Below are 9526 nucleotides of genomic sequence, written 5' to 3' on the forward strand. Positions count from 1 at the left end.
GAGACCTGTTCGAGGACCTTAACCATGATCGAAGCCAATATGATCGTCTTCATCCTCGCCGCGGTGGTGGTCATCGCGCTCGACCTGTGGGCCATCGTCAGCGTGTTCAAGAGCCCCTCCAGTACCGGCGCGAAGTTTCTCTGGACGCTGGCGATCGCCGTCTTCCCGGTGCTGGGCCTGATCGCCTGGGGCGTGGCCGGACCGCGCGGCGTCACCGAAGCCCCCAGCTCACCGGAGCACAGCAAGGGTTGATCAGGATTGCCCCCAATCCCGGCCTGCCGCCTCGATCGACCTGTCTGCATCCCTGAAACCTTTGGAGGCACCATGAACGACGACCAAGAACGTGACGAAAACAACCCGGCCGAAGGCATCCCGGCGCATAGCACGCCGGAGGAACAGGAGCGTTTGGAACGACTCAAGCGCGACCCGATCCCGGCGGGGGCGGAGTGATCCGCAACTACGTACACGAAAAAGCCGGCATCAGCCGGCTTTTTTGTGCGCGTCGGATCAGGCCAGGGCAGGGCGCTTCTGCAGCCGGGCATCCAGGCTGAAGGCGCCGGCACCGAAGGCGGCCACCTGCAGCAACCCGCCGGCGATGGCGAAGTTCTTCAGGAAATGGATCAGCTGGTTCTGGTCGGCGAGCTGGCTGTGGAAGACCAGCGCGGTCGCCACGCTGAACAGTGCCATCGCCAGGGCCACCAGACGGGTGCGCAGGCCGATCAGCAGGGCCAGGGCGAAACCGATTTCCACCAGCAATGCGCCGAGGTAGGCGAGGTCGGGCAGCGGCAGGCCGGCGGCGACGATGTAGCTCTTGGTCGCGGCGGGCGCGGCGAGTTTGCCGACGCCGCTGAAGAGGAACAGGCCGCTGAGCAGAAGGCGACCGACGAGGGAGGAAATGGCTTGGGACGAGGTGTTCATGGTGAGTGCTCCTGAGTAAGTGGCGCCGTGTTCAGCACCTTGGAGATAGGTTACTGTGTCGCCGACTGCGCAAAAATCACCTGAACTGCGCAAAATCGTCCACCTGGAGGGGACAATGAGCCAGCTCGAAGACATGCGCATTTTCGTCGGCGTGCTCGACAATCGCAGCTTCACCGCGGCAGCCGACGCCCTCGGCCTGTCCAAGCAGTTCGTAAGCCGGCGGGTGGCGGCGCTGGAGGAGCGCCTGGGCGTGCGTCTGCTGAACCGCTCCACCCGCAAGCTGGACGTCACCACCCTCGGCCACGCCTATTACGAGCGGGCCAAGCGCATTCTCAGCGACGTCGACGACGTCGAGCAGGCCATCGCCCAGCAGAGCACCGCGCCGCGCGGTTCGTTGCGCCTGAGCGCGCCGATGTCCTTCGGCACCCTGCACCTGAGCACGCTGATCCCCGAGTTCCTGCGTCGATACCCGCAGGTCAGCATCGAGATGGACCTGAACGACCGCGCCGTCGACCTGCTCGGCGAGGGCTACGACATGGCGGTGCGCATCGGCGTACTGGCGGACTCCTCGCTGATCGCCCGGCAGATCGCGCCGCTGGAAATCGTCACCTGCTGCAGCCCGGGCTACCTCGCCGAGCGCGGCGCGCCTCAGACCCCCGCCGACCTGCGCGACCACGAATGCCTGCTCTACGGGCACGGCAAGAACGTCGAATGGAGTTACCAGATCGCCGGCAAGGCGCAGGGCTTTCCGTTGAGCGGCCGTCTGCGGGTGAACAACGGCGAGCTGATCCGCGACGCCGCCATCGCCGGCCTGGGCATCGCCTGCCTGCCGACCTTCATCATCGGCGAAGCCCTCGCCGACGGCCGGCTGGTGCCGCTGCTGCAACGCTTCGGCCCGCCGCAGAGCAAGGTCTACGCGGTCTACCCGCAGCACCGGCAGTCGTCGCTGGTGGTGAAGGCGTTCGTCGATTACCTGAGGGATGCGTTCGCCGCGTAGCCGAGGGCGATGCGCTTCAGAAGGTCGGTGGCGCGTCAGCGCGGCCGACGAATCTTCCACCGTCAGGGTCGCGCCGGTTGCAGGCGCTCCTGAATGAAATCCAGGAAGCACTGGATGCGCAGCGCCAGTTGCGAGTTGCGGTAGTACACCGCGTGGATCGGCTGGCGGTAGTCGCTCATGTGCTCGGGGAGCAGGCGGATCAGGCGCCCGGCGGCGATGTCGGCGTCGCTCATGAAGCTGGCCAGGCAGGCGATGCCCTGGCCGGCGAGGGCCAGGTGGCGCAGGGTCTCGCCGCTGGAGGCGGCGATGTCCGGGGTGATCGGCCACTGGTTGCCGCCGTCGTGAAGCAGCGGCCAGAGGTTGAGGCTTTCCGGCTGGGTGAAGCCGATCAGCGAATGCTCGCGCAGCGCGTCGACGCGGGTGGGAGCTGGATGGCGGGCGAGGTAGTCGGGGCTCGCCACCAGGTTCAGCGGCGCGGCACCGAGCGGGCGGGCGTGCAGGGTCGAGTCGCTCAGCGTGCCGATGCGGATGGCCACGTCGGTGCGCTGCTCGATCAGGTCGATGTTGAGGTCGTTGCTGCTCAATTCCAGCTGGATGTCCGGGTACAGGCGACGGAACTCGCCGATGTGCGGGACCACCGCGTGCAGCATGAACGGCGAGGCGGCGTCGATGCGCAGGCGGCCCGAGGGCGTCTGCCGGCGTAGCGTCAGGCGTTCTTCCAGCGCTTCCATCTGCTGCAGGATGGCCTTGGCGTTTTCCAGGTAGAAGCGACCTTCCTCGGTCAGCTCCATACGCCGCGTGGTGCGGTTGAGCAGGGTGGTGGAGAGCTTCTGCTCGAGGCGCGACAGCGAGCGGCTGAGGGCCGAGGGCGTCAGGCCGAGAAGCTGGGCGGCGGCGCTGAGGGAGCCGCTTTCGACAACGGCGACGAAGTGCTGCAGTTCTTCGGAATGGACTTTCATGGCGGGCCCGGGCCGGCGATGGAGGCGCACATGGTGGCATCCTTCGGCGCTCGCCGCCTAACCGGGCGCGCGCGGCGGCGATTTGCGCTGCCGCCGCGGCTCGCGACGTGCGACTCTATGGCCCATTCCGTCTGCGTCGAGGTATTCGCGCCCATGCTGCGTTCGCGTCTGACCATGTTCTCCATCCTGTTCGTGCTGCACCTGCTGGTTGGCGCCTCGCTGATCCCCTACCTGCCGCTGGAACTGCCGGGCCGCCTTCTCGCCTGGGGCTTGCTGGCGGCGTCCTGTGCGTTGCTGCCGCTGGGCTTTCGCGCCTCCGGGCTGCGCTGGCGCTGGCTCGGCTGGAGCGGGCTGATGCTGATGGGCATCTTCTCCAGCCTGGCGGTGTTCTCGCTGCTGCGCGCGCTGGTGGTGGCGGTGCTGGTGCTGATCGGCCACGACCCGGCCGGCTTCGCCGAGCACTCCGCCGAGGCGGTGCTGCTCGGCGTGGCGCTGGTCACGCTGATCGGCCTGTTCAACGCGCGGCGCACAGCGGCGGTGCGCGAAGTCAGTATCGCGGTGCCCAACCTGCCCGCCGGGCTGGTGGGTTTCTCCATCGTCCAGCTCAGCGACATCCACGTCGGCCCGACCATTCGCCGTGGCTACATCGAGGCGATGGTGAAGCGCGCCAACGGCTTGCAGGCGGACCTGATCGCCATCACCGGCGACCTGGTCGACGGCAGCGTGGCGCAGCTGCGCGAACACATCGCGCCGCTGGCCGAGCTGCGCGCGCGGCACGGTACGTTCGTCGTCACCGGCAATCACGAGTACTACGCCGGCGCGCCGGCCTGGATCGCCGAACTGCGCCGCCTGGGCCTGACGGTGCTGCTCAACGAGCATGTGCTGATCCGCCAGAACGATGCCGAACTGCTGCTCGCCGGCATCGCCGACTATTCGGCGGGCATGTACGAACCGAGCCACCGCAGCGATCCGCTCGCCGCGCTGGAGGGCGCGCCCGAGGGTGTCGTCCGCCTGCTGCTGGCGCACCAGCCGCGCTCGGCGCCGGCGGCGCTGGATGCCGGCTTCGACCTGCAGCTCTCCGGGCATACCCACGGCGGCCAGTTCTGGCCGTGGATGCACTTCGTTCGGCTGCAGCAGCCGTGGGTCGCCGGCCTGCACCGGCTCGGCACGCTGCAGGTCTATATCAGCCGGGGCACGGGATACTGGGGGCCGCCGCTGCGTTTCGGCGCGCCGTCGGAGATCACCCGGATCAGCCTGACGGCCGCCGGCGGCCAGTAATTCCTTTTCCCTGAGCGAGAGGTGAGCAATGAGTTCGGCAAAGGTGCGCATCGCGGTGATCGACGACTGGCAGGACGTGGCCCGCGACGTGGTGGACTGGTCGGTGCTCGAGGGCATCGGCGAGGTGAGCTTTCTGCACGACTATCCGGCGGATACCGCCACGCTGATCGAGCGGCTCGCCCCGTTCGAGGTGATCTGCGTGATGCGCGAACGCACCCGCTTCGACGACGCCCTGCTGGCCGGCCTGCCGCGCCTCAGGCTGCTGGTCACCGGGGCGATGCGCAATGCCGCCATCGACCTTGCCAGCGCCACGCGCCGCGGCATCCAGGTCTGCGGCACCGACAGCTACAAGCAGGCGGCGCCGGAACTGACCTGGGCGCTGATCATGGCGCTGGGACGCAACCTGCTGGCCGAGGCTGCCTCGTTGCGCAACGGCGGCTGGCAGGTCGGGCTGGGCCGCGACCTGTACGGCAAGACCCTCGGCATCCTCGGCCTGGGCGCCATCGGCCAGCGCATCGCCGGCTACGGCCAGGCGTTCGGCATGCGCGTCATCGCCTGGAGCGAGAACCTCACCGCCGAACGTGCGGCGGCGCTGGGCGTCGAGTATGTCGACAAGCGCACCCTGTTCGAGCAGGCCGACGTGCTCACCGTGCACCTGGTGCTCGGCCCGCGCAGCAGGGGCCTGGTCGACGCGCAGGCGCTGGGCTGGATGAAGCCCACGGCGTACCTGGTGAACACCGCCCGCGGGCCGATCGTCGACGAAGCGGCGTTGATCGCCGCGCTGCAGGAAAAACGTCTGGCCGGCGCCGCGCTGGATGTCTTCGACGAGGAGCCGCTGCCCGCCGATCATCCGTTCCGCCACCTCGACAACGTGCTCGCCACGCCGCACGTCGGCTACGTCAGCGAGGCCAACTACCGGGTGTTCTACGGCCAGATGATCGAAGACATCCAGGCCTGGGCCGCGGGCGCGCCAATTCGGGTGATCGGCTGATCGACGTGTTGCCGGGGATCGCAGGGCGGGCTCCTCCGTCGCGGCCGTAGCCCGGCGGGCCGGCGTTGCGAGCTCTTCTTGCCGGGTTCCTGTGCGTCGCTATACCGCAGTGGTGGACTCAAGTAAGCTCGCCACCCGCCGAATAACGGGGTACCTGGCCCCCCCCCCGGCGCCCGTCATTCGCAGCGAGAGATCACATGTCGCAACCCAAGTCCCGCATAGCCTGGCAGCTCGCCGTGGCATTGGCCCTCATTCTCGTGGTGATGATCGGTGCCAGCACGCTGTTCGCCCTGCGTTCGCTGGATAGCGCCAACTTCGCCACCCGTGAGCAACACCTGGCCAGCGAGGCGCGCCTGCTCGCCGATCAACTGGCGACCTTCCACGGCAGCCTGCGCGAGAGCACACAGCGCCTCGCCAGCCTGTTCGAGAAGCGCTTCGCCAGCGGCTTGAGCCTGCGCGCGGACGAGCGGGTCGCGGTCGGCTCGCTGACCCCGCCGACGCTCTATCTGAACGGTCAGGTGCTGAACAACGACTTCGCCCTGGTGGACGAGTTTCGCCAGCTCACCGCCGGCGCCGCCACGGTGTTCGTCCGCGACGGGGCGGAGTTCGTCCGTGTCACCACCTCGCTGAGTAAGCAGGACGGCAGCCGCGCCATCGGCACGGCGCTCGACCACGCCCACCCGGCCTACCAGCGCCTGCTCGCCGGGCAGGGCTACGTCGGCCGCGCGTCTCTGTTCGAGCGGCTCTACATGACCCAGTACACCCCGGTGCGCGACGCCAGTGGCCAGGTCATCGCGGTGCTCTTCGTCGGCTTCGACTACACCGACGCGCAGAACGCGCAGTTCGCCAACCTGGCGCGCTTTCGCATCGGCCAGACCGGCTCGCTGGCGCTGCTCGACGAACAGGGCAAATGGCTGGTGCCGCCGGCCGGCGCCAACGACCCCGCCGCACTGGCACCGCGCGCCGCCGAACTGGCCCGCGAGCCGGGCCGCGGGCAGTTCTTCAACGACGGCCGCGAGGACTTCTACGCCGTCGCCGCGCCCTTCAGCGAAGGGCCCTGGCAGGTCATCGCCAGCCTGCCGAAGAAGGAAATCCGCGAAGTGACCTGGCACGTCGGCAGCCAGCTGGCCTTCGGCAGCCTGCTGGCGATGCTGATCGCCGCGGCGCTGGTGATCGGCCTGCTGCGGCGCAAGCTGCGTCCGCTCGGCGAGCTGGTCCGGCAGGCCCGCGCCCTCGGCGGCGGCGACCTCAGCGCGCGGATGACGGTCAGCAGCCACGACGAGATCGGCGAACTGGCGAGCAGCTTCAACCACATGGGCAGCGCGCTCGCGGACATGGTCGAGCACATCCGCAGCGCCTCGCTGCAGGTGAGCAGCCGCGCCCACGCGCTGTCCGGGCTGTCCAGCGGCGCCTACGAGGGCATGGAGCAGCAGTCCGGCGAGATCGCCAGCATGGCCGGCGCGGTGGAAGAGTTCAGCGCGACCTCGCTGAACATCGCCGACAACATGCGCGAGACCGAACGCATGGCCAGCGACAACGCGCAGCAGACGCGCATCGGCCTGCGCAGCATGGACGAGGCCTCGCGGTCGCTGGAACAGATCGCCAGCGCGCTGAACGGCACGGCGACGGTGATCGACACGCTCGGTCAGCGCTCGCAGGAAATCGGCGGCATCGTCGGGGTGATCACCTCGATCGCCGAGCAGACCAACCTGCTGGCGCTCAACGCCGCCATCGAGGCCGCGCGCGCCGGCGAGGCCGGCCGCGGTTTCGCCGTGGTCGCCGACGAGGTGCGCAACCTCGCCGCGCGAACCCGCAAGGCCACCGAGCAGATCTCCGGGATGATCGGCAGCATCCAGAGCGAGACCAGCAGCGCCATCAGCACCATGGAACACGGTCGCCAGTTGATGCAGGGCGGCCTGGAACTCAACGCCAAGGTGGGCGCCGCGCTGTCGCAGATCGCCGGGCAGAGCGAGGCGGCGGGCGAGCAGTTCGCCGCCATCACCACCGCCACCCAGGAGCAGAGCAGCACCGCCACGGTGCTGAGCTCCAACCTGCAGGGCATCGCCCAGGCCAACAGCGAACAGCGCGAAGTGGTCGCCCACCTGGCGGAAACCGCGCAGGAACTGAACCGCCTGGCCGACGAGCTGCGCCACGAAATCGGCCGCTTCCACGGCTGAAATGTGTCAGCGAAGGTTCTCGTAGGGCGCCATGCGCACCGGCGGGGCTTGGCGTTCTGGGTAATCCCATCGGTGCGCGCGGCGCACCCTACGTTAGCCACGGCCAGCGCCGCTGGTGGCTGCGGTCGCCCGCCCTTCGGCAACCTGCCTCAGACCAGCGCGTCGATCACGCCGCCATCCACGCGCAGGGCCGCGCCGCTGGTAGCCGAGGCCTGGGTGGAGCAGGTGTAGACGACCAGGTTGGCGACTTCCTCCACCGTCGCCAGGCGCTGGATGATCGACGACGGCCGCTGGGTGCGGACGAACTCGGCACCGACTTCCTCCAGCGACTTGCCGGTCTCCTCGACCTGCTCGGCGAGCATCTCGCCAACCCCCTCGGACAGCGTCGGCCCCGGCAGCACCGCGTTCACCGTCACCCCGCTACCGGCCATGCGCTTGGCCAGCCCGCGGGAAATCGACAGCAGGGCGGTCTTGCTGAAGCCGTAGTGGATCATGTCCGCTGGGATGTTCTGCGCCGATTCCGAGGACAGGAACACCACCCGTCCCCAGCCGCGCTCGGCCATGCCCGGAACGTAGCCGCGGGCCAGGCGCACGCCGGACATCACATTGGTCTCGAAGAAGCGCGTCCATTCGGCATCGGGAATCTCGAAGAAGTCCTGCGGGCCGTAGACGCCCAGGTTGTTCACCAGGATGTCGCAGTGCGGATGCTTCTCCAGCAGGGCCGCGCAGCCCTCGGCGCTGCCGAGGTCGCCGACGAAACCGAGCAGGTCGGCCTGCGGGTGTTTCTCGCGGACCCTGGCGATCGCCTGTTCCACCTTGTCCGCATGGCGGCCGTTGACCACCACGCGGGCGCCGGCGGCGGCGAGGCCCTCGACGATGGCCCGCCCGATGCCCCCGGTGGACCCGCTGACCACCGCCTGTTTGCCCGAAAGATCGATGTGCATGCTGCTTCTCCTCGTGGCTGGGCGCGAAGCCGCGGCGGCAGAACATGCCCGGTGCCGCACCGTGGAAAATGCCGGGAAGGGCCGGAGGCGTCCTCCGGCCGGGCAAGAGAATCTTTGCGCTATCCTCGGCTCGAACCTAGTTCAGAGACCCGCCGGCCGTGCGCGGTTCCTTCCTTTCTTCCAAGGAGTCCAACGATGAACAAACGTCCTCTCGGCCATTCCGGCCTGGAAATCGCCCCCCTGGTGTTCGGCGGCAACGTGTTCGGCTGGACCATCGATGAAAAGACCAGCTTCGAGTTGCTCGACGCCTTCGTCGATGCCGGCCTCAACGCCATCGATACCGCAGACATGTACTCGGTGTGGGCTGACGGCAACCAGGGCGGCGAGTCGGAAACCATCATCGGCAACTGGCTCAAGGCCAACCCGGGCAAGCGCGACAAGGTGCTGATCCTGACCAAGGTGGGCATGGAACTGGGCGCCGACCGCAAGGGGCTTTCCAGGCGCTGGATCGAACGCGCGGTGGAGGATTCGCTGCGGCGGCTGCAGGTGGAAACCATCGACCTGTACCAGTCGCACCTGTTCGATCCCGAGGTGCCGCTGGAGGAAACCCTCGGCGTCTACCAGCGCCTCATCGAGCAAGGCAAGGTGCGCGCCATCGGCGCTTCCAACCACGACGCCGGCCAGTTGCGCCGGGCCCTCGACGTGAGCGCGGCGAATGACCTGCCGCGCTACGCCACGCTGCAGCCGGAGTACAACCTCTACGACCGCAGCGGCTACGAGGGCGCCCTGCGCGACCTGGCGATCGAGGAGAACCTGGGCGTCATCACCTATTACAGCCTCGCCTCCGGCTTCCTCTCCGGCAAGTACCGCTCCGTGGCCGACCTCGGCAAGAGCCCGCGCGGCGAAGACATCGGGAAGTACCTCGACGCCCGCGGCCAGCGCATTCTTTCCGCGCTGGACGGGATCGCCGAGAAGCATCGGGCGACGCCGGCCGAGGTCGCCCTGGCCTGGCTCATCGCCACGCCCGGAGTCACCGCACCGATCGCCAGTGCGACCAGGCGCAGCCAGCTGGACAGCCTGGTCAAGGCGGTCAGCCTGAAGCTGGACGGGGAAGACATGGCGATCCTGAACGCCACCGGCGCCTGATCGCCGGAGGGCGAGCCCGCCCCAGGGAGGTGTCTGCGGCGCCCATCCGGCGCCGCGCCTCAGGCCACGCCGCCGTTGGCGCGCAGGCCCTGCCCGGTGATCCCGCCCGCCTGCGG

Annotated in this window: 10 protein-coding genes; 7 read left to right on the forward strand and 3 right to left on the reverse strand. The window is 68.7% G+C overall.

Annotation, left to right across the window (positions count from 1 at the left end; genetic code table 11):
• Positions 1–24: 24 nt before the first annotated feature.
• Positions 25–252, forward strand: coding sequence for a PLD nuclease N-terminal domain-containing protein (locus tag QMX85_RS15580; RefSeq protein WP_282342335.1), 228 nt, complete (start codon positions 25–27; stop codon positions 250–252).
• A 72-nt stretch (positions 253–324) separates the two neighbouring features.
• Positions 325–450: a hypothetical protein gene (locus QMX85_RS15585; RefSeq protein ID WP_282342337.1), complete on the forward strand. Its 126-nt coding sequence runs from the start codon at positions 325–327 to the stop codon at positions 448–450.
• Between the two features lie 57 nt (positions 451–507).
• On the opposite strand, the gene QMX85_RS15590 is transcribed toward QMX85_RS15585, so the two are convergent.
• Positions 508–918, reverse strand: coding sequence for a DoxX family protein (locus QMX85_RS15590; RefSeq protein WP_282342339.1), 411 nt, complete (start codon positions 916–918; stop codon positions 508–510).
• Positions 919–1033: 115 nt separating this feature from the next.
• Here QMX85_RS15590 and QMX85_RS15595 point away from each other — a divergent pair, with 115 nt between their 5' ends.
• Complete coding sequence (locus tag QMX85_RS15595) at positions 1034–1915, forward strand: LysR family transcriptional regulator (protein ID WP_282342341.1); 882 nt, start codon at positions 1034–1036, stop codon at positions 1913–1915.
• 62 nt (positions 1916–1977) lie between these two features.
• Here the strand turns inward: QMX85_RS15595 and QMX85_RS15600 are convergent, their stop codons facing one another.
• Positions 1978–2874, reverse strand: a complete 897-nt coding sequence (locus tag QMX85_RS15600; protein WP_282342344.1) for a LysR family transcriptional regulator — start codon at positions 2872–2874, stop codon at positions 1978–1980.
• Positions 2875–3027: 153 nt separating this feature from the next.
• On the opposite strand from QMX85_RS15600, the gene QMX85_RS15605 reads away from it, so the two are divergent.
• From QMX85_RS15605 to QMX85_RS15615, 3 genes are all read left to right on the forward strand, one after another.
• Positions 3028–4152, forward strand: a complete 1125-nt coding sequence (locus tag QMX85_RS15605; RefSeq protein WP_282342346.1) for a metallophosphoesterase — start codon at positions 3028–3030, stop codon at positions 4150–4152.
• Between the two features lie 28 nt (positions 4153–4180).
• Positions 4181–5143, forward strand: coding sequence for a D-2-hydroxyacid dehydrogenase family protein (locus tag QMX85_RS15610; RefSeq protein ID WP_282342348.1), 963 nt, complete (start codon positions 4181–4183; stop codon positions 5141–5143).
• Between the two features lie 197 nt (positions 5144–5340).
• Positions 5341–7320: a methyl-accepting chemotaxis protein gene (locus QMX85_RS15615; protein WP_282342350.1), complete on the forward strand. Its 1980-nt coding sequence runs from the start codon at positions 5341–5343 to the stop codon at positions 7318–7320.
• 149 nt (positions 7321–7469) lie between these two features.
• On the opposite strand, the gene QMX85_RS15620 is transcribed toward QMX85_RS15615, so the two are convergent.
• Positions 7470–8264: an SDR family oxidoreductase gene (locus QMX85_RS15620; protein WP_282342352.1), complete on the reverse strand. Its 795-nt coding sequence runs from the start codon at positions 8262–8264 to the stop codon at positions 7470–7472.
• A 195-nt stretch (positions 8265–8459) separates the two neighbouring features.
• Between QMX85_RS15620 and QMX85_RS15625 the strand changes: the two genes are divergently transcribed.
• Entirely contained in the window at positions 8460–9410 is a 951-nt protein-coding gene (locus QMX85_RS15625) for an aldo/keto reductase (RefSeq protein ID WP_282342354.1), read from the forward strand.
• Positions 9411–9526: the final 116 nt, after the last annotated feature.

This window comes from Pseudomonas sp. PS02288 (assembly GCF_029959715.1).
Taxonomy (GTDB): domain Bacteria; phylum Pseudomonadota; class Gammaproteobacteria; order Pseudomonadales; family Pseudomonadaceae; genus Pseudomonas_O; species Pseudomonas_O kuykendallii.

What these genes read in the sequence shown, in the direction of transcription:
- QMX85_RS15625 (WP_282342354.1), top strand. Translation starts at nt 8,460, where the DNA reads ATGAACAAACGTCCTCTCGGCCATTCCGGCCTGGAAATCGCCCCCCTG.
- QMX85_RS15615 (WP_282342350.1), top strand. Translation starts at nt 5,341, where the DNA reads ATGTCGCAACCCAAGTCCCGCATAGCCTGGCAGCTCGCCGTGGCATTG.
- QMX85_RS15600 (WP_282342344.1), bottom strand. Translation starts at nt 2,874, where the DNA reads ATGAAAGTCCATTCCGAAGAACTGCAGCACTTCGTCGCCGTTGTCGAA.
- QMX85_RS15605 (WP_282342346.1), top strand. Translation starts at nt 3,028, where the DNA reads ATGCTGCGTTCGCGTCTGACCATGTTCTCCATCCTGTTCGTGCTGCAC.
- QMX85_RS15590 (WP_282342339.1), bottom strand. Translation starts at nt 918, where the DNA reads ATGAACACCTCGTCCCAAGCCATTTCCTCCCTCGTCGGTCGCCTTCTG.
- QMX85_RS15585 (WP_282342337.1), top strand. Translation starts at nt 325, where the DNA reads ATGAACGACGACCAAGAACGTGACGAAAACAACCCGGCCGAAGGCATC.
- QMX85_RS15620 (WP_282342352.1), bottom strand. Translation starts at nt 8,264, where the DNA reads ATGCACATCGATCTTTCGGGCAAACAGGCGGTGGTCAGCGGGTCCACC.
- QMX85_RS15610 (WP_282342348.1), top strand. Translation starts at nt 4,181, where the DNA reads ATGAGTTCGGCAAAGGTGCGCATCGCGGTGATCGACGACTGGCAGGAC.
- QMX85_RS15580 (WP_282342335.1), top strand. Translation starts at nt 25, where the DNA reads ATGATCGAAGCCAATATGATCGTCTTCATCCTCGCCGCGGTGGTGGTC.
- QMX85_RS15595 (WP_282342341.1), top strand. Translation starts at nt 1,034, where the DNA reads ATGAGCCAGCTCGAAGACATGCGCATTTTCGTCGGCGTGCTCGACAAT.